General features: G+C 59.6%; 40 protein-coding genes and 1 pseudogene. 31 read left to right on the forward strand and 10 right to left on the reverse strand.

Translation table 11 applies throughout. The features are described 5' to 3' along the window. Positions 1 to 265: 265 nt before the first annotated feature. The 7 genes from V7M64_RS02455 to V7M64_RS02485 are packed head-to-tail and all read right to left on the reverse strand — an operon-like array spanning position 266 to position 4,372. Positions 266 to 796 carry a hypothetical protein gene (locus V7M64_RS02455; protein ID WP_333676772.1) on the reverse strand — a complete coding sequence of 177 codons (531 nt, stop codon included), beginning with the start codon at positions 794 to 796 and terminating at the stop codon, positions 266 to 268. Further along, positions 789 to 1,466, reverse strand: coding sequence for a hypothetical protein (locus V7M64_RS02460; protein WP_333676773.1), 678 nt, complete (start codon positions 1,464 to 1,466; stop codon positions 789 to 791). Before V7M64_RS02460 ends, V7M64_RS02455 begins: the two co-directional genes overlap by 8 nt. After that, on the reverse strand, positions 1,420 to 2,484 hold the full coding sequence (locus V7M64_RS02465; protein ID WP_333676774.1) for a hypothetical protein: 1,065 nt from the start codon (positions 2,482 to 2,484) through the stop codon (positions 1,420 to 1,422). Before V7M64_RS02465 ends, V7M64_RS02460 begins: the two co-directional genes overlap by 47 nt. Next, positions 2,484 to 2,972 carry a hypothetical protein gene (locus V7M64_RS02470; RefSeq protein ID WP_333676775.1) on the reverse strand — a complete coding sequence of 163 codons (489 nt, stop codon included), beginning with the start codon at positions 2,970 to 2,972 and terminating at the stop codon, positions 2,484 to 2,486. Before V7M64_RS02470 ends, V7M64_RS02465 begins: the two co-directional genes overlap by 1 nt. Further along, positions 2,962 to 3,279, reverse strand: a complete 318-nt coding sequence (locus tag V7M64_RS02475) for a hypothetical protein (RefSeq protein WP_333676776.1) — start codon at positions 3,277 to 3,279, stop codon at positions 2,962 to 2,964. Before V7M64_RS02475 ends, V7M64_RS02470 begins: the two co-directional genes overlap by 11 nt. After that, entirely contained in the window at positions 3,269 to 3,577 is a 309-nt protein-coding gene (locus V7M64_RS02480) for a hypothetical protein (RefSeq protein ID WP_333676778.1), read from the reverse strand. Before V7M64_RS02480 ends, V7M64_RS02475 begins: the two co-directional genes overlap by 11 nt. 21 nt (positions 3,578 to 3,598) lie before the next feature. After that, entirely contained in the window at positions 3,599 to 4,372 is a 774-nt protein-coding gene (locus V7M64_RS02485; RefSeq protein ID WP_333676780.1) for a hypothetical protein, read from the reverse strand. A gap of 162 nt (positions 4,373 to 4,534) precedes the next feature. On the opposite strand from V7M64_RS02485, the gene V7M64_RS02490 reads away from it, so the two are divergent. After that, positions 4,535 to 4,831, forward strand: coding sequence for a hypothetical protein (locus V7M64_RS02490; RefSeq protein WP_333676781.1), 297 nt, complete (start codon positions 4,535 to 4,537; stop codon positions 4,829 to 4,831). Between the two features lie 171 nt (positions 4,832 to 5,002). Further along, positions 5,003 to 5,287: a hypothetical protein gene (locus V7M64_RS02495; protein ID WP_333676782.1), complete on the forward strand. Its 285-nt coding sequence runs from the start codon at positions 5,003 to 5,005 to the stop codon at positions 5,285 to 5,287. Between the two features lie 222 nt (positions 5,288 to 5,509). Here the strand turns inward: V7M64_RS02495 and V7M64_RS02500 are convergent, their stop codons facing one another. After that, positions 5,510 to 5,812 carry a hypothetical protein gene (locus tag V7M64_RS02500; protein WP_333676784.1) on the reverse strand — a complete coding sequence of 101 codons (303 nt, stop codon included), beginning with the start codon at positions 5,810 to 5,812 and terminating at the stop codon, positions 5,510 to 5,512. A gap of 19 nt (positions 5,813 to 5,831) precedes the next feature. Between V7M64_RS02500 and V7M64_RS02505 the strand changes: the two genes are divergently transcribed. Together V7M64_RS02505 and V7M64_RS02510 are read left to right on the forward strand one after the other, a co-directional pair. After that, positions 5,832 to 6,635, forward strand: coding sequence for a hypothetical protein (locus V7M64_RS02505; RefSeq protein WP_333676785.1), 804 nt, complete (start codon positions 5,832 to 5,834; stop codon positions 6,633 to 6,635). A 40-nt stretch (positions 6,636 to 6,675) separates the two neighbouring features. Continuing rightward, entirely contained in the window at positions 6,676 to 8,244 is a 1,569-nt protein-coding gene (locus V7M64_RS02510) for an MASE1 domain-containing protein (RefSeq protein WP_333676787.1), read from the forward strand. 2 nt (positions 8,245 to 8,246) lie between these two features. Here the strand turns inward: V7M64_RS02510 and V7M64_RS02515 are convergent, their stop codons facing one another. Further along, the gene (locus V7M64_RS02515; RefSeq protein WP_333676788.1) at positions 8,247 to 8,732 is read right to left on the reverse strand and encodes a hypothetical protein; all 486 of its coding nucleotides are present in this window, start codon (positions 8,730 to 8,732) and stop codon (positions 8,247 to 8,249) included. 189 nt (positions 8,733 to 8,921) lie between these two features. On the opposite strand from V7M64_RS02515, the gene V7M64_RS02520 reads away from it, so the two are divergent. From V7M64_RS02520 to V7M64_RS02565, 10 genes and pseudogenes are all read left to right on the forward strand, one after another. Then, positions 8,922 to 9,134, forward strand: coding sequence for a hypothetical protein (locus V7M64_RS02520; RefSeq protein ID WP_333676789.1), 213 nt, complete (start codon positions 8,922 to 8,924; stop codon positions 9,132 to 9,134). Further along, positions 9,131 to 9,454, forward strand: a complete 324-nt coding sequence (locus V7M64_RS02525; RefSeq protein ID WP_333676790.1) for a hypothetical protein — start codon at positions 9,131 to 9,133, stop codon at positions 9,452 to 9,454. Before V7M64_RS02520 ends, V7M64_RS02525 begins: the two co-directional genes overlap by 4 nt. Beyond that, positions 9,451 to 9,687, forward strand: coding sequence for a hypothetical protein (locus V7M64_RS02530; protein ID WP_333676792.1), 237 nt, complete (start codon positions 9,451 to 9,453; stop codon positions 9,685 to 9,687). The genes V7M64_RS02525 and V7M64_RS02530 overlap by 4 nt, the downstream gene beginning before the upstream one ends. Continuing rightward, positions 9,684 to 9,986 (forward strand): hypothetical protein, encoded by a 303-nt coding sequence (locus V7M64_RS02535; RefSeq protein WP_333676793.1) that lies wholly within the window; start codon positions 9,684 to 9,686, stop codon positions 9,984 to 9,986. Before V7M64_RS02530 ends, V7M64_RS02535 begins: the two co-directional genes overlap by 4 nt. Before the next feature lie 23 nt (positions 9,987 to 10,009). After that, positions 10,010 to 10,207: a hypothetical protein gene (locus tag V7M64_RS02540; RefSeq protein WP_333676794.1), complete on the forward strand. Its 198-nt coding sequence runs from the start codon at positions 10,010 to 10,012 to the stop codon at positions 10,205 to 10,207. Further along, entirely contained in the window at positions 10,204 to 10,647 is a 444-nt protein-coding gene (locus tag V7M64_RS02545; protein ID WP_333676795.1) for a hypothetical protein, read from the forward strand. The genes V7M64_RS02540 and V7M64_RS02545 overlap by 4 nt, the downstream gene beginning before the upstream one ends. Continuing rightward, a complete protein-coding gene (locus tag V7M64_RS02550) occupies positions 10,647 to 10,967 on the forward strand; it encodes a hypothetical protein (protein ID WP_333676796.1) in 321 nt (106 codons plus the stop codon). Before V7M64_RS02545 ends, V7M64_RS02550 begins: the two co-directional genes overlap by 1 nt. A 3-nt stretch (positions 10,968 to 10,970) precedes the next feature. Further along, positions 10,971 to 11,867 (forward strand): annotated as a pseudogene (locus V7M64_RS02555) (recombination-associated protein RdgC); the annotation flags it as partial. A 48-nt stretch (positions 11,868 to 11,915) separates the two neighbouring features. Next, a complete protein-coding gene (locus tag V7M64_RS02560; RefSeq protein WP_333676971.1) occupies positions 11,916 to 12,200 on the forward strand; it encodes a DNA translocase FtsK in 285 nt (94 codons plus the stop codon). Positions 12,201 to 12,569: 369 nt separating this feature from the next. Next, positions 12,570 to 12,941 (forward strand): hypothetical protein, encoded by a 372-nt coding sequence (locus V7M64_RS02565; RefSeq protein ID WP_333676797.1) that lies wholly within the window; start codon positions 12,570 to 12,572, stop codon positions 12,939 to 12,941. 13 nt (positions 12,942 to 12,954) lie between these two features. Here the strand turns inward: V7M64_RS02565 and V7M64_RS02570 are convergent, their stop codons facing one another. Beyond that, positions 12,955 to 13,128, reverse strand: coding sequence for a hypothetical protein (locus V7M64_RS02570; RefSeq protein ID WP_333676798.1), 174 nt, complete (start codon positions 13,126 to 13,128; stop codon positions 12,955 to 12,957). 56 nt (positions 13,129 to 13,184) lie between these two features. On the opposite strand from V7M64_RS02570, the gene V7M64_RS02575 reads away from it, so the two are divergent. The 17 genes from V7M64_RS02575 (at position 13,185) to V7M64_RS02655 (ending at position 21,718) form a co-directional block, all read left to right on the forward strand. Continuing rightward, a complete protein-coding gene (locus tag V7M64_RS02575; protein ID WP_333676799.1) occupies positions 13,185 to 13,697 on the forward strand; it encodes a DUF1566 domain-containing protein in 513 nt (170 codons plus the stop codon). 57 nt (positions 13,698 to 13,754) lie between these two features. Then, positions 13,755 to 14,309, forward strand: coding sequence for a DUF1566 domain-containing protein (locus tag V7M64_RS02580; protein ID WP_333676800.1), 555 nt, complete (start codon positions 13,755 to 13,757; stop codon positions 14,307 to 14,309). Between the two features lie 9 nt (positions 14,310 to 14,318). Then, positions 14,319 to 14,753 (forward strand): four helix bundle protein, encoded by a 435-nt coding sequence (locus tag V7M64_RS02585; protein WP_333676801.1) that lies wholly within the window; start codon positions 14,319 to 14,321, stop codon positions 14,751 to 14,753. 85 nt (positions 14,754 to 14,838) lie between these two features. After that, complete coding sequence (locus tag V7M64_RS02590; RefSeq protein ID WP_333676803.1) at positions 14,839 to 16,101, forward strand: RNA-directed DNA polymerase; 1,263 nt, start codon at positions 14,839 to 14,841, stop codon at positions 16,099 to 16,101. Between the two features lie 56 nt (positions 16,102 to 16,157). Next, positions 16,158 to 16,691, forward strand: coding sequence for a hypothetical protein (locus V7M64_RS02595; protein ID WP_333676804.1), 534 nt, complete (start codon positions 16,158 to 16,160; stop codon positions 16,689 to 16,691). Between the two features lie 8 nt (positions 16,692 to 16,699). Beyond that, the gene (locus V7M64_RS02600; RefSeq protein ID WP_333676805.1) at positions 16,700 to 16,879 is read left to right on the forward strand and encodes a hypothetical protein; all 180 of its coding nucleotides are present in this window, start codon (positions 16,700 to 16,702) and stop codon (positions 16,877 to 16,879) included. Next, positions 16,876 to 17,115, forward strand: coding sequence for a hypothetical protein (locus V7M64_RS02605; protein WP_333676806.1), 240 nt, complete (start codon positions 16,876 to 16,878; stop codon positions 17,113 to 17,115). The genes V7M64_RS02600 and V7M64_RS02605 overlap by 4 nt, the downstream gene beginning before the upstream one ends. After that, positions 17,108 to 17,476: a hypothetical protein gene (locus V7M64_RS02610; RefSeq protein WP_333676808.1), complete on the forward strand. Its 369-nt coding sequence runs from the start codon at positions 17,108 to 17,110 to the stop codon at positions 17,474 to 17,476. Before V7M64_RS02605 ends, V7M64_RS02610 begins: the two co-directional genes overlap by 8 nt. After that, positions 17,469 to 18,551 (forward strand): phage Gp37/Gp68 family protein, encoded by a 1,083-nt coding sequence (locus V7M64_RS02615; RefSeq protein ID WP_333676809.1) that lies wholly within the window; start codon positions 17,469 to 17,471, stop codon positions 18,549 to 18,551. The genes V7M64_RS02610 and V7M64_RS02615 overlap by 8 nt, the downstream gene beginning before the upstream one ends. Beyond that, on the forward strand, positions 18,548 to 18,793 hold the full coding sequence (locus tag V7M64_RS02620; protein WP_333676810.1) for a hypothetical protein: 246 nt from the start codon (positions 18,548 to 18,550) through the stop codon (positions 18,791 to 18,793). The genes V7M64_RS02615 and V7M64_RS02620 overlap by 4 nt, the downstream gene beginning before the upstream one ends. 1 nt (position 18,794) lies before the next feature. After that, positions 18,795 to 19,073 carry a DUF4031 domain-containing protein gene (locus V7M64_RS02625; RefSeq protein ID WP_333676811.1) on the forward strand — a complete coding sequence of 93 codons (279 nt, stop codon included), beginning with the start codon at positions 18,795 to 18,797 and terminating at the stop codon, positions 19,071 to 19,073. Beyond that, entirely contained in the window at positions 19,070 to 19,534 is a 465-nt protein-coding gene (locus tag V7M64_RS02630) for a hypothetical protein (RefSeq protein ID WP_333676812.1), read from the forward strand. Before V7M64_RS02625 ends, V7M64_RS02630 begins: the two co-directional genes overlap by 4 nt. A 118-nt stretch (positions 19,535 to 19,652) precedes the next feature. Then, the gene (locus V7M64_RS02635; protein WP_333676813.1) at positions 19,653 to 20,264 is read left to right on the forward strand and encodes a hypothetical protein; all 612 of its coding nucleotides are present in this window, start codon (positions 19,653 to 19,655) and stop codon (positions 20,262 to 20,264) included. Next, positions 20,264 to 20,698 (forward strand): hypothetical protein, encoded by a 435-nt coding sequence (locus tag V7M64_RS02640; protein WP_333676815.1) that lies wholly within the window; start codon positions 20,264 to 20,266, stop codon positions 20,696 to 20,698. The genes V7M64_RS02635 and V7M64_RS02640 overlap by 1 nt, the downstream gene beginning before the upstream one ends. After that, complete coding sequence (locus V7M64_RS02645; protein WP_333676817.1) at positions 20,691 to 20,963, forward strand: hypothetical protein; 273 nt, start codon at positions 20,691 to 20,693, stop codon at positions 20,961 to 20,963. The genes V7M64_RS02640 and V7M64_RS02645 overlap by 8 nt, the downstream gene beginning before the upstream one ends. Further along, complete coding sequence (locus V7M64_RS02650) at positions 20,956 to 21,474, forward strand: hypothetical protein (RefSeq protein ID WP_333676819.1); 519 nt, start codon at positions 20,956 to 20,958, stop codon at positions 21,472 to 21,474. The genes V7M64_RS02645 and V7M64_RS02650 overlap by 8 nt, the downstream gene beginning before the upstream one ends. Further along, positions 21,467 to 21,718 (forward strand): hypothetical protein, encoded by a 252-nt coding sequence (locus V7M64_RS02655; RefSeq protein WP_333676821.1) that lies wholly within the window; start codon positions 21,467 to 21,469, stop codon positions 21,716 to 21,718. Before V7M64_RS02650 ends, V7M64_RS02655 begins: the two co-directional genes overlap by 8 nt. The last annotated feature ends 12 nt before the right edge of the window (positions 21,719 to 21,730 follow it).

A 21,730-nucleotide genomic window follows, 5' to 3' on the forward strand; every position in this document is an offset into this window, starting at 1 on the left:
ACCTATGGGGCCAGTAATTCTCCATCGGCTTCCTTCGGGCTTTAGACGTGGCTTTGGGATGACACTCATGTTGGCCACCGGAGGACAACTTTTACTTTCATGTCACGCCCAAATCTTGCCTTTCCTGTGTCCTTCCAGCCCATCGCTATGAATACGTTTGCCTCCCTCTCTTGTGCTTGAAAAGTTCCAACAATGCGCTGATCTGTCGACGTAAATACGCTTCGACACAGCTCGCCGAAAAATGTGTTTGGATTGTCCAAAGTGCTCATGACTGCGGCTCCAGTCCAGCCGCCAGCAATCGCCGGCGCGCCTGCTCGCTGATCGCCTGCATGTCCCGTATGAAACGGGCAACGCATGCGAGTGCCATGTCTTGCACCTCCAATACCTCCAGCAGTTGGCGATGATCCTTGTCGGCAAATGGCGATTCGTCACTCATTGCAGTGGATGTTGCGACGGCTGTCGGAGCAGCTGGCATGGTTGCTTCTGCCTCACCTTGGCCAGGCGGCTCAGGGATTGGTGCTTCCGGGTTGTAGACACCATCGGCGGGTTCGTACAACGGAGTGGTAGCGTTGCCACGCGCGTCCAGGCCGGTACCGCATGCCCGCAGTTCGCCACGCGATTGAAGATTGGCCAAGCGGCGCCCGATCGAACGCAACGTCAGATCCTGCAGCTGGTGTTCCTGCCAGCCGGCGTTGGTCGCCAAGCCTTCGATCAACGGCAGCAGCTCCACGCTGGTGACGCTCTTGCCCGCACGGCGCACCGCGGCGAGGACGAGTTGGTTGCGCAGTTCACTCATTGGGCGTCGCCTCGGTTTGTGTCGGTTCGTCGGTGGTTTCGGGGTCGTGCATGCCCAGGATCTGGCGGATGCGATCCGCGTGTGCTTCGGCAGTTTCTGCGCTCGCGCGAGTCGGTCGCTCTGGCGCTTGGCGGGTGATCGATGCCGCTGGTGGCGGCGGTAGCTCGCCAAGGTTCATGCGGTACTCCAGTGCGTAGTCGTATGCATCGGAGATCATCCGCGTCGCTTTGCCGATGTCCGCGCGCGCCAGCCGGTGCGAATCTATGAAGCGCCACATGAGGCGACAGAATGCGGCCACGTCTTCCGTCTGCAGATCTGGTTTGCTGATCACCAGCTGCACGCGGGCGAGTGTCGGAACACCCAGCGCCAGTGCGCGGAATTCCGGGAGCGTCGGTGGCCAGCGGTACGCTCCCATCAGCGCACTTGTGATACCGGCGTCGACCTGCTTTGGCGTGATGCCGGCCAGGCCCACCGCCCAGACCTTCCCAGCGTCCGTGAGCGTGCCATCCGGATGCTCGGCGAAATCGCTGTAGTTGCACACCCAGCGGTGACCGTAGATCGACACCATCTTCGACCACAGGTGGCGGATCGTGCGATTCGTTAGCGGTTCCGGTGCTTCGCCGCTACGCAGATTCGAATCCCGCAGATCGCTGGACGGCTGCTTCGTCACGCGCGTCACCTTCCCGTCGTGCGCGCTCAGCCCGGCTTGCGGCAGACTCCGGTCGACCACGTTGCCCACCGCGCTGAAGGTCTGCGTGCGCGGCTTGAAAGGCGGTGCTTGTCGTTGCTGATCCATGGGATTCTCCAAGGCGCGCCGCGTCTTTGGCGCGGCCGATCAGGGTGGCAGCGAGGTAGGGAAGCTTCGGGACGCAGTTGCGAAGGCGGGTGTATTGCTCCTGGGTCATGAGCATCTGCGCTTGCGTGGCGCCGCTGGCGAACAGTTCCAGCAGCTCCGGGTGTAGGTCGGTGTCGTTGAAGAAATTTGCGGACTTCAGCGCCAGTTCGGCGGCGGTGAGCGCCATCTGCTCCACGGTGCACCCACGACCGACCAGGTCGAGCAGCTCGGGACGCTGTGGCTGCACGTCGAGCATCCCCAGCTTGCGAAGCACCTTGCAGGCTTCGACCACAGCGCGCGCACTCGCGTCCGTGTGTTCAGGGATCTCTGCTCTCGTAGAAGAGTTACCTAGTGAGTCTTCTCTATTCTTCTCTTCTCTGGTAACGGTTTTGCTAACGGTGTCAGCGTTACCGTTGTAACGCTCTGCACGATCATTCTGTAACGCTTCGTGCGTTACATTCGTAGCACCACTACCGTTACGCGACTTCTTGACGCGCTTCTGCGTCTGCGCACGCGTCTTGCCGGTACTGCCGTTATGTTCCGTGTAATCAGGCAGTTGCACCCACTCGCCGGTGAGGTTGATCCACTCCGGCGGGAGCGCTGCACAGAAGCCATCGAACCCGACATAGTTGTCCACGTCCTCGGAGGTATAGCCGTGGATAACTCCGCTCTCGTCGGCATGTTCGTCCGCCAGCATCCATAACTTCACCAGCGATCCGAGCATCGCTGTGCTCCATGCAACGTTGGATGTAACGCCGAGAGCGTTACATATGTTACGCAGCGTGCGTGACATGACATTGAGGCGACCGTCGCGCGCCAGCTTCGTGCGCACCTTGATCCATTCCTCTGCCATCAGAAACTCCCCGGCATGCTGTCGTCGTCGGTCTGGCGGAAACGCACGACGCTGTTGGAGCCACGCGTACCCGGTGACGGTGTATCGCCGCTGTGCAGCCTGGAGAGCTCGGAGCGGGCCGCGCTGATTGCCGCCTCGTTGCGCTTGAGCACGTCCACCAGCTGCGCCACCAGCGCTTGCCGGCGCTCTTCCGTGGGGCGCAGGCGCACTTCGTACCCCAGGTCTTCGGCCATTGCCAGGAACAGATCGTGACGGCCGAAGCGCTTTGTCAGCGCCCACAACTCGCCGATCTTGAAGAAACTGTTCTTGCCCGGGTTGAGGCAATCGTTCCAGCGTGCGATGGCGCCATCCCAGGACAGCTTCTCCGCGTCCCAGAAGCCTTCGTCCATCAGGAACTGGATCATTTCATTGCGCTGGCGTGTGTCGACGTCCAGCGTCGCGCGCAGCGCGTCCAGGCCGTGCTGCTGCCATTCGGTATCAAGCCACATGGATGTCCTCCGCTTGCTGGAGCACGTTTGCGATCTCGCGGCGACGCTGCTCGCAGCGATCGATCTCTGATTGGCATTTGGCGGCGATGCGCTCCCAGTCCGCGCGAACGCCTTCATTCGGTGCGATGGCGGAGCGCATCTTGGCGTTGCCCAGGACGCCCAAGAGGGCGCGGTACGTTTCCGCCAACTCCTGGTCGATCTTCGCCAGGTACTTCTGCTGGTAGTGCAGCGCCAGCGATTGGGCCTGCCGAAGCTCGCGCTGCAGCTTTCTGATGCGGAACGTTGGGAAGAGAAGGTCACGCCACATATGCACCTCGAACTACCTGGCGACGCCCGCGCGCCTCTGCTTTGCGATTGGCCAGCAACTCACCAAACCGCCGCCGGCGCTCCATCCACGGCACGTACGGAAGGCACAGCACGTCCATGGCGCACCAGGTCAACCTGCAGGCCTGTGCGCGGCTGATCGTGTACTTAGCGGAGAGTTTGGCCGCCAGCTCCGCAAGGAAGAAATCGGGATGGCGCTTTGCGTGCTGCTGCACGTCCAGCAAGATGCGCATGGCGAGCACCTGCGCAGGTAGTTCGTGCTGCTTACGGCCTTTTGGCATGGGGCCTCCGACGGGGAGTGTTCATGCGGATTGCTCTCGCTTTGCCTTGGCGTCAGCAAGAATCTGTGCGTATGCCTCGGGATGCTGCTGATCAAAAGCAGGAACGGTCCCGCGTCCCCAGCGGCCATTGCCGAGCGATTTCAGCCAGCCGTCCGATGCACAGAAGCGCCGCGCATCAACGTTGTGATCTCGTACACTCTTGGCCGTGACGAAGCCATCGAGTTCAAGGTCGGCAAGCACCTTAAGTGCGCCGATCTTCCATGGCGTCAGGCGAAGCGGTGCTGGAACGCCCGCACGGACATCAGGAACTATCGAGGGCAGTTCGCAGCGCTTCGCCGGGTTCCAGTCATGCCATGCCAGATCCCAGTCCATGAGTTTGCCAGCGGTCGAATCGAACGCTCGCGCGTCCTTTTGTCCGTAGTGGCGGGTCAGGGTAAATTGCATCTTCCCGAGGTAGCGCGTGTCGGGTGCGAATACCTGCACGCCAAGGATGCGAAGCATCTCGGCAATGCCTACGTTCGATTCGGTGATGCATGGCACGATGACGGCGCGGAAATCCGGGCCCGGATGGCCCATTCGGTCAGCTGGAAGAATCTGACTAGCCACTTTCGCATTGAGCTGCAGCTTCGCTTCAACGCCGAGCTGATGGCCAGTCGCGTCGCGCACCAGCAAAATGTCGAAGTCTGCTGTTTCCGGATAAATGGTCCAGCCGCCCATGGTGCGCATGTCGCGGATGAACATGTCGCATAGCGACGCCTCATCCGGAAAGAGAGCCCTGATCTCTGCAGCTTTCACGACGCCGCCCTCCACCGCGCCAGGCACGCCGCCACTTCCGCCTGCCGCCGGCGCTCCATAAGTCCCAGCGCAAGCCGACGGCATTCCTCTCGGCGTGAGGCGGTGACCTCGTGATGGTAGGTTTGTGGTTGCGAGGCACTCACCCAGCCATCAGAGGTCACCATGGAAAAGGATTCGAAGGATTTGCCGCATTCGTCGCTGCAGTCGCTGACGGTCGTTATGGAAACCGTCCTGCAACTGCAGGGCACCAACGTTGCATTGGATTGCTTCGTGCAAGCACTCATTGCTTCGCACCCCCAACCCGACCTGCTAAAGCGGCAGTTTCAAGCAGCCCTTTCACAGCGGTTGCTATTTCTGGGTGATCTGGGATACCGGGATCAGACTCCCCCTGAGATGACACAAGGAACAATCGAGGCCTTGCAGCAGCAAGCGGACGCATGGCTCCGACTATTTCCGTGAGCTGAAACAGGCGGCGCATCTTGTCCGCCGCCAGCTCGGCACAGTGCTCCACCTGAGGGAATGCCTTACGCCGCATGGGCATACCCTCCATGCCACCCTTCCCTGTGGGTGACCCCTCCCCCGTGGTAGCGTGAAAGGTGCGAATCAACCACACCACCACGAGGGGGAGTCATGGACGCTGCAAAATTTGTTGCCGGGTATGAGCGCGCAGTTTTAGCGCTCCAAGCAAGAGTCGCCGTGCTGGAAGAAATCGTTGTGATGCTCATCCGCTCCCATCCGAATGGAGCGGAACTTGAAAACTGGTGGGAAGTTACGGAACGGAAGATTGAGGCGGCAATCGATGCCCACCAACGCAACGAAACCTTCGAATACTTTGCCCGCAGCAAAACCGAGCGATTTTCTGAATTGGTTGCGACTGCTAAGAGTTCGTACGAAGCAAAGCAGCGGAGGTCGTGATCATTCTGTCCTGCGGGCTGCCGACTTAGCGATTCGCTACTCGCCTCTTCCTGTATCTGAGGATTGCGGAGGGTTGAGACATGCATGTTTTATTCCCCTGAAGGGCGGTTGTTACGGCCGCCCACCGTCGTAAACCTGTGATCTGGACCCTTCCTTTGCTTCTCGGACTCGTGCCGCAACAACAAACCCACCCGGCCATCGAGTCCGCTGCCGACCGAGCCCTTACCCGTAGTCCTGGCCGTTCGCGGCTACCTGCGCAGCCTTCTCGTACGGCTGCCCAGCGGCTTGCTCGAAGCCCTTCACGAGCGCTTCAACCGAAACCGGGCGTGCTATGTCGGGATCGATCCCGCGCGCCAGCGCTGCCGGAATTTCTTCCAGCGCAGCCTTCGCAACCGCCGGCGCCCGCTTCCGGGGCACCTTCCCGGCCGCATTCCAGCGACTGATCTCCTGCGGGCTGCAGGGGACCTTCCGGGAAAGGGCGATCTGAGTGGAGAAAATGACGATGACGCGTTCAATGGGGTTCATGCCGCGGAGCATACAACAAATGTTGTCAACAAATGCAATCGTCGAAACAAATGTTTCCTTGCACCCGTGGGGTGACGTCAACAAAAATCAACAAATGACGTCACCACAACGCCAACTGACCCTTGTTGATCGCTGGAACTACTTGCTCGGCCTGGCCGGCAAGGAACGGAAGGACGTATCCAAATACCCGGGCATCAGCTCGTCATCGATCACGAACTGGCTCTACCGGGATCAAGCTTTCACGCACCGGGCCGTTAACCTGCTCCAGGACTGGGCATCCGAGCAGGGCGTGGAAGGCCTGACGTACGAGTGGATCAACCTTGGCGAGGGGGCGCCTCCTTTCAAAGGGAAAGCGCGCGTGGTGGCGCCAGCTGTTCGCGAGCCGACCGGGGTGAGTTGGCTCTCGGGCGAGGGCGAGGCACCTGCGGCGGTGGGCGACTCCGTCCGCTTCTTCTACCTGCCCGACTTCTCAAAAGAAAATACACGCTTCATTGACATTCCGTCGATTTTACTGGGTGATAGCACTGCGAAATTGATGTCCAGCGGGATACGGGTGTACACCAACCCGGACGACATCATGCGAGGCGAAGTGGAAAAAGGGGACCTCGTGTTCGTGGACACTGACGTCAAGGACACCGACGTCGATGGGCTCTACGTGTGCAAGTTGGGGAGAATTCCCATGGTGCGCCGGGTCACGAACTTAGGGGATAGAGCTGTTCGCCTGACCGGCAATCAATACTCGGTCGAGCTTGCAGAGGCGAAATTAGACAGCTTGCAAATAGGGGGGCGAGTTGTGGGGCGCATAGGAAGAACCTCGTTCTAATCGCGCAGCTCACAATTCGCGCGCCACGACCGGATCAGGTATGCGCACGATTGGCAAGAAGGATTTGCTGCTAGCCATTGGTTACGCTCTTTTGTACGTTGCCGTGCGCGAATGCTCGGTAATCCACGCCGACCCGTCCGTGATTTACGGCCAGCTACCGGCTGGCATGCGCTTAGCAGCTCTTTTGCTGCTCCCTACCCGTCTGTGGCCCTACATATTGGCCGGCGACGCGCTGGGTTCTCTGTATTACCGCGAAGGCGCCATTCACGATCTAGGCTGGACCTGGTTTGCCGCAGCCATGGTGTTCCCTCCCCTCAGTACTCTGGCGCCCGCTGCGATGTTCCGGTTCGACGGGCAACTCGGTGGCGACATCAGCCTTTCCAGACTGATCAACAAACTGCTCCGTACCGCTGGCCTTGCGTCCGTACTGAACGGCGTTACTGGCATCGTTACCATGGGCTTGATCACCTACTCTGACAAGGTGAAGCCATTGCCCCAGGGCAATGTATGGTGGGCGTCCGTGTTCATACTTGGGACCTACCTGGGCATCTTGTTGATCGTACCGGCCCTCGTCACGTGGTCACTGTCGCGCCGGCGCCGCGGCATGCGGATCGTGCTGGATCTTCAATTCGACTTTAAGCACGTGCAACAGTTGGCAGTGGCGACTGCAGGGATTCTTGGAGCCTTCCTCGCGATTAACTGGCTCACAGGTTCCCGCGAAGTCCATACGATCGTCTGCTTGCTGATGTTCGCGCCGTGCGTATGGATCACCGTCCGCCATGGATGGACCGGCGCCGTGGTGACCACGGTGCTGGCGAATCTCGCACTGGAAGGCAGCATGCCCAGGGCGACTGACACCGATCTGCTGGAATCCCAGGTGCTGATGGCGCTAGTAACGACCGCCATGCTGATCCTTGGTGCGTCACTGACCGAGCATCGAAACAGATCGCATGCTCTCGCCGGTGAGAGTAAGCATTTCGAGACACTGGCGCGCAAAAACCTGCTGTGGGGCGAAAGCCGGGTGCGCCGCGCGGCATCCCAGGTGGAGCGTGCCTTTATGGTCCTGCAGGCCTATACCGAGCAGGCCGCCGATCTCCTGCAGGTCGAACAGCAGCCATCCGCCAGCGCCCTACTCCGATGGCAAGGCACCGGTATGGTTCGCAGGGAAGTGCGCGAAATCATCTCAGGTATGGAAATCAGGCCGCTCGAAACACACGGTCTGTACATGGCTCTGGCCTCGGGTCCGATCGCTCAGGCGCTCCATGATGCAAACATCTCGTACGCCGTGAGGATGCCACGCGTGACAGTGGAACTCCCTCATGAGATCGAGGTGCTGATTTATCGCGTGGCGTATGACCTGGTGATGCTGATGTGCCGCGATAACCGCGCTTACCGAGTGGCTATGCGCTTGCGTGTTCGGAACGGAGCCATCCGCAATGTATCGCTGGTCGTACGCGTATGGGCTGGAGCGGGGAATCTACCTCCGCTCCCACCTCCCAACAGTGAACTTGATCAGGTCCGAGGCCTCGCCCAAACCTATAAAGGGATTTTCCACGATCACCGCAAAAAGCTACGACCCACAGTGGGCATCACGCTACGCGGTATCTAAAATCAATGAGTTGGACTGGCGACTGCCTGTGAGCAATCAGCAGGATTGCTGCAAAGCGCGTCCGTCGTCATCGTTGGGGCCGTGGCTATCGGTGCGCTGGACGTGGTTGGCGTTCCCGCCACGACCATGAAGCTACCCGCTACTTGGCTGATGGTCACCGCAGTGCTGGCGTAGATCGACTGGCCAGAGGCCGAAGCAGACTGAGCAACATTCACCAGCTCGGGATGGCCAATCGGTAGCACCAACACTTCACCACCACCAGTCGCGACGGCGAAATCCACGTTGTTGTTGATGTCGTTCACCTGGATGTAGGTGACCCCGTTGCGCAACCACTGATACACGTGGAACTGCGGACTTGCGCTTACGTCGGGCCGCGCCGGCAGATTCGAACCGAGATCCTGCGAATCCCCTGCAAATACGAGCGCAGACGCTCCTAACGCAGTAGCCAAAGCCAAGGCAATCAAACTCCCCTTCACTGCACGATCCATGGTTGTCTCCTGAAAACGGGATAGGCGCCAGCAGCCTGAATGGCGACCTTAACGCCCTTCAATGCAACATAGGTTGTCAACTTTCAACGACTTACAACAAAGGCAACGAAACATCGAAAACATTTGTTGACAACAAGAAACAACATTTGTTGTAATGCCCTCAAGCCAACGCTTGGGGAATGCGATCCGATGTTCACGGATGCCTGTTTACCGGTCAACGAATGCCACGACAGGTATGAAACGCCCGTCGAGGTGCCGATCCCTACCCCACTGCCGGTAGTGCTGGATGAGCCTGAGCTCGCGGAGCAGTCCGTCAGCCGCCCGGTGTTCAACCTCTGCTTGGCCATGGTGGTGCTGGGCACGGTCATCGTGCTGGTGGGGCAGTTCGGGGGTGCGCTGTGAGCAAAACATCTCTTGAGCTGGAAATCCTGCCGCAGATCACACTCATGCTTGCGCGACACGAAACAGAGTGGGGCACTTGTTTTTCAGGTGACTTGCGTCACCACGAACATCTGCACCGTTCGCTGGGCTTCAGCGTGATCAATCCTACGGATTTGCGTATTCATAGTGCTGCGCAAGGCTATCAAGCTATCTGGTTTGGAAACACCTGCATCGACCTTCCAGAAGCACAGGTCGCCCAGGTCGCGGAGTTCTTCGGTATTCCAATGCCGGGAAAAGTCGAAGCAACGACATTGGTTCGCGATTCCGGAGATGTGTCATGAGTCGGCCGGACGAAAGGGCAAATCAATTGGCAGTCCTTGACGCCGTCATCGCCGACCTACGCGCGAGTGGCGATACCGGGCATGTTGAGAACTTGCTGCAGGCGAGGGCAGATTTCGCTGAGTTGATCCATTCGCAAAAAGCACTGCTCGCGATGGTTGATTCAGGGATAACAAGCCTAGGTCTGATTCGTTGGTCTAGCGAGGTCGGTGCCCGCTTCGGAGCTGCGCCATGACCAAAGATATGGCAATCGTCAACGTTCCCCTTCGCAAGCGCGGCAATATCGATGCTCAGCTTGATGCTTATAAGCGAGGTGCGCGCAAAGAAGAGCGCAAAGTCTTGGCTTTGCTCGCAGTAGAGCGCCGCCAGATGAGAGAAATGGCGAAGCACCTCGTTGAATCGCTTTCCGATGATCATCTTCTGTCTTTCGCTAGCAAGGCTGGCATGTCAAGGGCGCGTGCGCTAAGGAAGCTTCGTTCCGAAGCCCACTGGAATCCCGATGCAATTATTCGGGTATTCGGAGCTGCGCCATGACCAAGTGCACCTGCTTCGAGCAAATGAACAAGAAGCTGGAGCCGTTCAACGCGAAGATCGCGACGGGCTTCGGTGTGGCCAAAGACCTATCGCAGATCTCGCTCGTCTACTTCGTGCGCACCGAGAAGGTCGATGCAAGCGTGCGCTCGAAAAAGGCGCCGGACGTGATCATGAGTTACTGCCCTTTCTGCGGCATCAAGCTCAGCGAGGCGCAGTCATGACCACGCTCTGCCTCGCCGACATGTCCGCCATGCATCAGGCCGATGTCGCGCACGCCAGTGCGGAGGCCTTCGAGCGTTGGCTGCATGCACCCTTTTCAGTTTTGTGGCCGTCGCCAGCCGCTTGCCCGGCTGCCTCCCACGTGGATGTCACCCCCTGTACGTCCACGGTTTGCGACGGCCACACCTTTCTTTCCCACGCGGAGGATCCCGCGATGATCGAGCAGCAAGTGAAAGAGCACCCGCCGCTGCAGGTGTGCTTCCCGGGGCACCAAGCGAAGATGATCCTTTCCAGCGGCAACAACGCGCAGCTGTATCACGTCGAATGTGCGGCATGCGGTGTGCGGACGGCAAAGTTCCGCGCGATGCAGCCCGCTGCCGATGCATGGGCTGTCCGCGATGTCCTGGCGATCGTTCCACGCGCAACGCCGGTGGCGGCCTGATGCCGGGCTTCCGGACATTACTCCGGCTGCGTCGCGAGAACCGCGCGATGCGTGCGGTGCTTGGCTGGTACGCCGTCGTCGATCACTGGCGCAGGCGTGGCAAGCATCCGGCAGGCAGCCCGCGGCGACGCTGGGAAATGGCTCCAGCACATCGTGATCGCGGCGGCCGCGCGCGGGCGGTGCTCACCAAGTATCCGCACCGTAGGCCCTGGTCGGATCGCATCGCGGCGATGTTCGGGCGGCAGCCGGTCAAGCTGCCACGCAAAGTCCACGTGCCTGCGCCGCAAGCGCAGTTGCCTATCGAATCCCAAGGGGAATGACGGATGTTCTTCCGTAACCTGTTCCTTTACCGCATGCACCCGGATGTCGCCGCCGACATCAAGCGCATCACGTTCGAGCTGGATAACCACCCCTTGCGCGATGTCGGCCCCATGGAGACAGGTACCTTCGGATCAGTCGCGCCGCTCGGCGCCAGCGTCGAAGATGCGTTCACGCACATCGTGGGTGACTGCATCCTCTTCGCGCGCGGCCAGAACGAAAAGCTGCTGCCGGCGGTGGTGGTCAACGACGAAGTGCAGCGCAAGGTGCAGCAGATCGCCGAGGAAGAAGGTCGCACGGTCGGCGGCCGCGAGCGGCGGCGCATCAAGGAAGACACGCTCACCCTACTGCTGCCGCGCGCCTTCGTTCGCCATAGCCGTACGCGCGCCTATGCGAATGTGAAGCATGGATGGCTTGTGATTGATACGCCGACGGCCAAGCACGCGGAGCATGTCGTGCATCTGGTACGCGAAGCGCTGGGTAGCTTTCCCGTAGTGCTGCTGGCACCGGAGGAAAGCCCGCGCGTGCTGATGACCGATTGGCTGGCCAGCGGCGACCTACCCGGCGGCTTTGCGCTCGGTGACGAGTGCTTGCTGCGCGATCCGGCCACCAGTAGTGGTGCCATCGCCAAGTGCTCGCGCCAGGAACTCGATAGCGAGGAAGTCAAGGAACACCTGCGCAACGGCAAGCAGGTCTTTCAGCTTGGCCTGGTGTTCGATGAGCGCATCAGCTTCGTGCTGGGTGATGACCTGGTGGTGCGCAAGTTGCGGTTTCTGGATGTGGTCCACGAAGAACTGGGCGACAGCCACGAAGACACGCTCTCGCTCTATGACGCGCAGTTCGCGTTGATGACGTTAGAGCTACAGCGCTTGCTGTCGGCCTTCGAGCAGGTCTTTGGGTTGAAGGTGGATGCGCCGCTGCACATGCAGAAGCAAGACGCGCCGGAAGGAATGGTGCCGGAAACGAAACCTACGGGTCTCGGCGCCGACGATCCTTTGTACGCCAAGGCTGTCGATTTCGTGCGCGAGTCTGGAAAGGCCAGCATCTCTGCTCTGCAGCGTGCGTTGAAGCTCGGCTACAACCGTTCCGCATGGCTGATTGAGGCTATGGCAGAAGCGGGCGTCATCAGTCACGCCGATAAGAGCGGAAGTCGGCACGTGATCAAGCATGGTCCCCGCAACGACAAAGCCCCCGGCAACGTCCGCCGCCGCAAAGCATCGTCCGCACCGTCGTAGTCGCTTCGACGGTGCGATGCGCCCAGCCGGCCAGTGGCGCCAATAACCCCGGCAGTGATGGATACCGGCACCTCCGACGGAGCATCTGGCAATACCTCGGTAGGCCATCACCCAGCAGTCCCTTCCTGGGCATAGAGAGGACACAAGCGAGCCGCTTGGTGATGGAACTTACCTTGCTATGGGTGGATGGAAACCACATCAGGCGGCTTCCTTGTACGGCAGTGAGTTGCGCAGCAATGCGTGCGACGTGCTTAACCGCAGTGAGAGAGCCCGGTTTTTTGTTTGTGCGTCGTGTCCCGAGCCACTCAAGAAAACTCACTGCCGTATACCCAACACAATGCGCCGGCGCTCGCCGGCAAAGGAACTTCCATGACGCAGCAGTATGTCGGTACCAAGATCGTCACTGCATGGCCGGAAAACCAGCAAGGTCGTGATGGTTACGCCGTGAAGTACGCGGACGGCTACAAAAGCTGGTCGCCGAAAGACACCTTCGAGGAAGCCTACCGGCCACTTGGCGATATCAGTCACCTGGAACCGTGGCAGCAGCGTGTCGTCGCCGAACTCGTGGAACTGAAAGACAAGATCGGCAAGCTGTCGATGTTCATGCAGTGCGACACCTTCAAGCACCGTGACGAGCACACCAAGCTTCTGCTCGAGCAGCAGTACATGTGCATGTCGAGTTACGCCGATGTGCTGCAGGAACGCATTTCCCTTTTCACGCCGGCGCCGATCGCCGCGTAACCAGATGCTGCGCTCACGCAACCACGATCAACAGCTTGCCGAGTGGTGCTTGGATCTTGATCGCGTGAGCGCAAAGGTGGCTAAGCAAAGCCAACAGCAATACGGCGTCACCTGCAGCAACTGCCAGTTCTTCATCCGCGACAACCACAACCCTTTCGCCGGCATGGGCACGTGCAAGCTCGGACACGGCTACCACTATCCAGAGGTTCGGCACCGGTGTGCCGACCACCAGGACGTAGACACATGAATCCTTCGAACATCTCGATTCACATCGAAAAGGCCATCATCAGGGTGGCGCCCAATGGTTTGCCGGCGTCGATCATCGACGTGTCGGCCAACGAAGTGATCAAGCCCGCAGAGCGCTTCGAACTCGTTCTGGACGGTCAGGCGGTCATGGACCATCGCACAGGACTGATGTGGTGGAACGATGAATCCGACAAGCTGGATTGGGACAAAGCCGATCTCTTCTGCAAGAGCATCACGGTCGGCGGCTTCTCCGATTGGTTCATGCCATCTGACGAGCAGATGCTGACCATTGTTGATCGCAAGCTGCATAACCCGTGCTTGCCGAGCATCTTTAAAACCCATGGCGAATACGTTTGGACGTCCACGCAAACGAAGTGGACCGAAGGCGAAGCGGGCGATTCCCGCTCGTTTTGGTCCGTCTACTTGCTCAACGGCTACGTGTACGACCTCAGCGCCTACGGCGAGTTTCGCGCGCGGCCGGTGCGGGTCGCGGCGCCGGCCGGTCAGTAATCGCTCCTTTGTAAACACGGTTCATTGAGCCGCGCAACTCACACACAAGGAAATCTCATGAACGCAGTTGCTGAAACTTCGGCACCCGCCGCAAGTGGCACGATCGTCACCACTCGAGACGGCCTGGTCGTTGACTTCTCAAAGCTCTACAAGGACCGCGCGAAATACAGTGCCGCACTTGTGCAGCTGGATGCCGATGCGACCGATCATGCCATCGTCTACGACCCGCTTACGGGACTTATGGAAGCGATCAACGCTCCGGGCTTCGATAAGAGCGCCAAGCCGGACACGCTGATCAAGCGCGCGAAGGAATTGGATTTCGCGGGCTACCAGGACTGGTCAATTCCCGACGTCCCGCAGGCCGTGCATGCTGTCGACTACACCCGCACCGGGCCGGCTGCTGATCCCAATCTCTATCCGGACGCTGTCTCCGACTGGTACTTGTGCCAGCAAACGCAGTGGACCCTGAATGAAACGGGCGGTTCCCGCTCGTTTTGGTCCGTCGGCATGGACTACGGCTACGTGGGCAACGACCTCGCCAGCAACGAGTTTCGCGCGCGGCCGGTGCGGGTCGCGGCGCCGGCCGGTCAGTTCTTGGCTCTTGGCCAATAAGCAGCTGACATGACCTTCAACCTTCCACCCGCCGTCAGGCTGGCCGAAGGCCTCGCTCGGGATATCGAGCAGGCCGCGGCCAGGTTCCAGCGCGCACATCGCTATACGTTCGGCGCAGAGCTGCGCAAGCACGCCTGGAATGTCCTGACCACTGCGAATCGTGCCGCACGCAAGCCGGCGCAACGCAGTGCGCTCTTAGAGCAGTTGGTGGATCAGGTTGACGATCTGAAGCTCGCAATCCAGCAGGGTCAGAACCTTCGATTGTTTTCCAGCTTCGGTCAGTTTTCCGAGCTGATGCGCAACGCCATCCAATTGGGTCAGCAAGTCGGTGGATGGCACAAGCAGATTCACCCTAAAGGCCAGAATGGCTACGCGCACGCGCGTGGACAGCGCGCCAAGACACTGAGTACCCAGGACACCTCGAAATGTGAGGTCAATTCATGACGAAGCTGCGCTACCACACGGATGCGTTGCCGGGTTGCAAGTGCCTGGGGATACGGGCGATTCCCGCTCGTTTTGGTACGTCAACATGAACAACGGCAACGTGAACAACAACAACGCCAACAACAAGTTTCGCGCGCGGCCGGTGCGGGTCGCGGCGCCGGCCGGTGAGTGTCGGGGTGAAGTGAGCCTACGGGCTCTCCATGATGCATGGCGGTCTGCACGACGCAGGAAACGACCAAGCCGTAACCAGTTGCAGTTTGAGGCGCACTGGGCTGAAAACCTCATCGCGCTGCAGAGCCATCTCACCGCTGGCACCTGGTCGCCGGCGCCAGCAACCTGCTTTATCGCGCAACGGCCCAAGGCACGCCAGATCCACGCACCGGACTTCTCGGATCGCGTGGTGCATCACTGGCTTGTACCGCAGCTTGAGCGGATCTACGAGCCGACGTTCATTCACGACTCCTATGCCAACCGCCGCGGCAAAGGCACGCATAAGGCAGTCAATCGCCTGAAACAGTTCGTGCGCCAGGTGCATGCCGGCCAGGGTGGGGGCTGGTACCTGCAGCTTGATGTGCACAACTTCTTCAACAGCATCCACCGGCCAACGCTTTACCGGATGCTCAAGGCACGCCTGACTCGCGCTGGCCTACCCCACGTTGCCATGCGTTCCGTGCACGCGCTACTACGCCGGCCTGTGGAGAGCCAGGGCATTATCTATCGGTCGACCGCTGCGGAACGCGCGCTCGTACCGCCGCACAAGCGTCTGGAGAATGCGGCGCCGGGTTGCGGGTTACCCATCGGCAACTTGTCGTCGCAATTCTTCGCCAACGTTTACCTCGACGCTCTGGATCAGTTCGTCAAGCACCAGCTGAAAGCGAAGCGGTATCTGCGCTATGTAGACGACTTCGTTCTGGTCCACCATGACCGTTCCCAGCTTGAACGCTGGAAGGTCCAGATCGAGACGTTCCTGGCCGATAGGTTGGGCTTGAAGCTCAAGGCAGACGTGCGCCTGCGGCCGCTCAGCAGCGGTATCGACTTTCTGGGTTACGTCGTCTATCCCACCCATACTCGTGTGCGCAAGCGCGTGCTGCAGCATGCAGCAGAGGCGCTGCACGCGTGGGAACGAAAGCACGCCGTTTCCGTCGGCTTCGTTGCAGAGCCAGCTGACGTAAGGCAGCTGGCATCCATCGTGGCCAGTTACCAAGGCCATTTGCAGCACGCCAATGCGCAGCGCATCAGCGTGAAGTTATTTGCCAAGCATCCATGTGTGGCGCGCTTCTCGGGAAAGCTGCGGTTTCATCCGGCACTTGAAGGTCACCCCATTTCATTTCGAGGCACACGCGCATGACCGATAAACCCGTCATCGTGGTCTCCGGACTTGGCCGCTGCGGCTCAAGCCTGACCATGCAGATGCTTGCCGCCGGTGGCATTCCGTGCGCTGGCACTCACCCGTCTTTCGAAGATGATCGCGCCGGTCCGCAGCAAGCTATCGATCGCGAATGGTTCGAAACGCTGCGTGGCCAAGCAGTCAAGGTGCTGGATCCGCACATCAACATCATTCCCGATAACGTGCCCGTGCGCGTTGTCTGGTTGAATCGGCGCCCGAGCGAACAAGCCGTGTCGATCACCAAGATGATGGTGCTTGTGGCCGGCATGCCGAAGCCCAACAGCACACGCCGCAATCGGCTTCTGGACGCCGTGATCAAAGACACGCGCGTGACAAAGGCGGCATTGCCCGCCGGACCAGCGCTTTACTTGGACTTCGAGATCATTCTCGCCAGGCCGCTCGCGGCCGCGGAGAAGCTTGCCCAGTTCTTGGGTGATGCATTCACCGTCAACGTTCCAGCAATGGCAGCTGTCGTTCGACCGCGTCAGCCGCAGTGCGCGCCGGACATGTCGATGGAAGTTAGCTTGATGCAAGAGGCTGGACACGCATGATTTGGCTCGTGACCATAGTCTTCGGCATCACCCTCACCATGGTCGGCTACATCCAGTGGGTGTTTACCGACTACCGGGAATACCTGAAGCGCCCATTGCTCTTCCGTGCTTGGCAGCTCGTGTTCTGGGTGGGCGTGCTGCTGATGTGCATCGGCTGCGCAGGGATCTGCGTGAGGGTGCACATATGACCATGTACTGTTCCTGCTTAGATGTTCGTGGCGCGATAAAACGCATCACCAAGAGAAATCTGGCGCGCATGTTTAAGCGAGCCGATGGCACGAGGCTATCTGCAGCGGAAGCAAAGGATTACCTCCTCGATCAGCTCGCACAGGGTCGGGAATTTATTCCATTCGGCCAGTGCGACAACTTCGACTACAAGAACGGATGCATGGGCCATCCAGAGAAGGAGCGCAGCGATGGATAAGATCAATGCGGAATACCGCGTCGCCATGTTCTCCGGTGGGCCCATCGAAAACTTCACTGGCGGCTGGGCCAAGCTGTGTTTCGTCGGCGAGAAGCCGCACTACTGGCGCGATGACACCGAGGCGCTCAAGAAGCAATTGACGCCCGATCTACTGGAAAGCTTGCCGGCGGATGTGCGCTTCTATCGATCGCTCTGCGGAGTGTTCGGCACGTCAGCCGACAAAACGCCACCGCTAGGCGCTGGCAACTTCCCGCCCTGCAAACGCTGCATGAAGAAGGCGCCGACCTGGCCGAACAAAGAGCAGCGCACAACCATCTACGAATCCGATCCGCGCGTAAGGGGGATATTTCGCCGTGGCTGATCACAGCAAGATCGAATGGACCGACGCTACGTGGAATCCACTGCGCGGTTGTTCGCGCGTATCTGAGGGATGCCGTAACTGCTACGCCGAAAAGGTCGCTGCTCGCTTCACCAAACCGGGTATGGCTTATGAGCGGCTCATCCATCCCAGCACCCACGGATGGAACGGCGAGGTACATATTGCGCATGAGGTACTCGACCATCCGCTGCGCTGGACGCGGCCGCGGCGGATATTCGTCAACAGCATGTCCGACCTGTTCCACGAGTCGGTCAACGACGTCACGATCGCCGGCATCTTCGGAATCATGGCCGCGTGCCCGCAGCACACCTTCCAGGTGCTGACGAAGCGTCCCGCGCGTATGCACAAATGGTTCCAGTGGATGGGTTGGCAGAAGCCCCGCGGCGTGCTGCACGAAAGCACGAAAGGTTTAATGGGCTACAAGCACCCGCGCCGACCTGCCATCAACGATGGTCCATGGCCACTGCCGAACGTCTGGCTGGGCGTGAGTGTCGAGGATCAGAAAGCCGCCGACGACCGCGTCCCGGCATTACTCAAATGCCCAGCCGCTGTGCGCTGGTTGTCATGTGAGCCGCTGCTGGGACGCGTAGACCTTACCCTTGACGGCCTGGTGTGCCACCCGTGCCGCAATGCTCAGCAGATGCGTATGGATCCCACCACGGGTGCCTATGAGTGCTGCAAACGATGCGACTACACCGGCATCGGTGACGAGTGGGCGATCGACTGGGTAGTCGCCGGCGGCGAATCAGGGCCCAGTGCTCGCCCCATGCATCCTGACTGGGCTCGCTCCCTGCGCGATCAGTGCGCCAGCGCCGGCGTGCCGTTCTTCTTCAAGCAATGGGGAGAGTTCGACCTTTCGTTCGACCGTGATCGCGATGACCCGGATTTCCGCCAATGCGGCCGCGCCGATCGATTGCCGGGGCGTTGGATCAATCTCGCCGGCGGACATGGTTTCCATGGCGAACGCGTGCATTACGCCCACAAGGTGGGTAAGCGCAAAGCCGGGCGCCTGCTCGATGGCGTCGAACACAACGGTTTTCCGGAGCAACGGGCATGACAAAGCTGGAAGAAGTCAGCAGAGAGCCTACGGCCGCGGCGATGCGCGAAACGATGCTCCATATCACCAAGCTGCCACCGGACCAGGTTATCCCTTACCTGGTGTCGGTTCTGCAGGTTGCTTTCATGCTGCTACGCGATGGCGGCAAGCAAGATGATTTCGTGCGCGGGCTCATCGAAGGCGCGCAGGAAGAATTGAAGCAACCTTGCTTTTTAACCATGAAAGATATGCGGGTGAACTGACATGGCCGTCTACGTTGACGATATGCACCTCACGCCGATCGGTCAGTTCGGGCGCATGAAGATGTGCCACATGACCGCTGATACCGAAGAAGAGCTTAACGCCATGGCAGACAAGATCGGCGTGGCGCGCAAATGGCACCAATACCCCGGCACGCCGCGCAGCCATTACGACATTGCCATGTCAAAACGCTCCCTGGCTATCGAGTACGGTGCAAAGGAAATCACCATGCGCGAGACAGCTTTGCTTGTACGCGCGAAGCGAAATGGAGCGATGGCATGAGCCTTCCCTACGAAAACGCCACCAGCGGCGCCAACGCGCTGAACGACATACAGAAGATGCTCCGCAAGTTCGGATGCGCCAAGTTCGCCACAGGCGAGGACTACGACAACGGCGAGATATTCATCCAGTTCGAACACCGCGGCCGCCAGGTGCAGCTGAAGGCAAGCGCGCGCGGCTATGCAGCGGCATGGCTGAAGGAACATCCATACAGTTCACGCACTCGCAAGTCCCGCACAGAGCATGAAAGCCACGCGCTCAGCGTTGGAAGCGTGGCCGTCTATTCGATCTTGCGGGACTGGGTGAAGGGTCAGGTCACAGCGATCGAGATCGGCATGATGAGCTTCGAAGCGGCCTTTTTGTCGCACATCATGTTGCCGAGCGGAATGACGGTGATCGAATACGCCGAGCGCCAGAAGTTGCTTCCGTCACCCTCCAGCGATGAGGGAAAGATCGATGCGTGAATCCCCTATCCCCATGTCTCCCATGATGGTGCGCCCGACCCTGGCTGACATCAAGACGCAGACCCGAAGGATATTAAGGCCCCAACCGGTCGGAGTAATCGATTGGATCTGCAGCGATATGAACGACGTCTGGCGCGCTGGCGTTCAAGCAGGCGAAGTGCCAGAGGCTGGAAGTTGGACATGTCCCTATGGCGAGATTGGTGACCGCCTTTGGGTGCGCGAAGCGTGGCGTGTGCCTGCAGGCCTTGATCATCTTTCTGGCAAAGAAATCGACGACAAGCGCATCGCGGCTGGGTATACGGATCCCATATGTCCGATTGAGTATGTTGCTGATGGTTGGCGGCACGAGCCAGAGTGGTGGGTCTTGTTCGACGACAATAACGAAGCCTTTAAACCTGGCCGCTACCGCCATGCCCGCTTCATGCCCCGCTGGGCAGCACGCACTGTGCTGGAGATCACCGACACCCGCATCGAGCGCCTGCAGTCCATCAGCACGCCCGATGCCATTGCCGAAGGCGTGACGACGTTGCCAGCGCAGTGGATCAACGACCACTTCACCGACCACCGCGAGCGCATGGCTGCTGCGAGTGCCGGGGAGCGTTCGATACCGAACCCACCTTCTCCGCGCCGCCTCTTCGAAGCACTGTGGGAGCAGCTCAATGGCATCGGTTCCTTCAAGGAAGATCCGTGGGTGTGGGTGGTGTCTTACAAGCGATTGGAGAATGCGTGATGCCGATCCCAGACTTTGATCAAGCATTCAAAGAGCTCGACGAATTGCTCAGCCAACCAGGCGCGTATCCAGGTGTTAATACCTGCTGGGAAATTCTGAAGCAACACTTGTTGCGCAAGCGCGAGAGCGACGCGGCCATCAAGACGCTGAAACACTTGAACTACACCTATTGCGGCGGCGAACGGTGGAAGCCGCCATTGGGCACTGCGCCCGACTACATCGTTGCGGACCGCAAGCCAGAGCCGATTTCTATCTCGGTTCCGCTCTGCGAGCCGGCAACGAGGTACGTGCAAGCGCTCAATGGGTGCGAATACCTGCTCACTCATTTTTTCAGCGGTCCGCCCGATCCGTTATCGGACAAACGCCTGATCGTGAAGTGGCTTGCGCAAGCCTATCTATCAGATCCAGCAGCCACGGAGCGCCACGATGCCTAAGGTCACCCACATCGGCAACAACCGCTGCGTGAGCCCGGCCGATTTCGCCCGGCGCCTGCGCACGCTTGCCGATCAGATCGAAGAGAAGCACGACACGGACTCGATGCTAAATCCCAAGCGGATCATCCTGCTTATCGAATCGGCAAACGATGGCTGCATTCACGTGAAGAACCTGGATGACACCGGGCTGTGGCTGCGCGAGTTCATCGGCATCCTTCAATGGGTGATCCTCGATACCTACAACCAGGCACCAGCACATGACTGACACTCTCGAAGCCAAGCTTCGCGCCATCCAGGATGAAGCAAAGAAGGCCGGAACTTTTGTTCAATATGCGGCTGCAGGCGAGAAAATGATCAGGCTGATCCCAGTGCTGCTTGCGGCACTGAGAGAAGCAGGTACGGGTTACGCTCGCCCAACTGGGTGGATTAAAGGTCATACCACTCACACGCCCGACGGTCATGAGTACGACGAAGAATGCGTGCCCGGGTGCGATCCACCAGTTGGTGATGGTTGGTTGCCGCTTTTCAAAGAACCTGAGCCAGTGATCGTGGTTGGCGGTAGGCGATCGGGAAAGACCTACATGCTCAACCTGGAGCTCGACGCGGCAAGGTTTCGTTGGCTGCGCGATCACTCAGCCGGTCAATGGACCCATCCCATCGTCTGCAACCAGGTAAGGAAACCTGATGGGATGCTGTATGTAGGTCCCGTGATCGGAGTTGCCCTCGATCAAGCCATCGATGCTGCCATCGTGAAGGAGCGCGCCAATCATGGCTAGCAACCTCCGCATGGAGCGCATCGAGCGAATACTCGAGGAACTGCGCTACGAGATCACCCGCGGGATGATGGACGGAGAGATCGAAGAAACAACGGTCTATCAGTTCGTCGTCCCTGTTAGCAAAGAACTTCCTGGTGGAGTGGTGCTGTGTCAGCTACGTACTCGCCCGATGCTTGCGGCGCAAGTCCACCCTGACCTGTTTGATCCGCGCCTGAAGGTAATCACGGGAGGCCGCGCCTCATGAGGCACGTGATTT

Origin of the sequence: Dyella sp. (genome assembly GCF_036746095.1) — a bacterium.
GTDB lineage: Bacteria > Pseudomonadota > Gammaproteobacteria > Xanthomonadales > Rhodanobacteraceae > Dyella_B.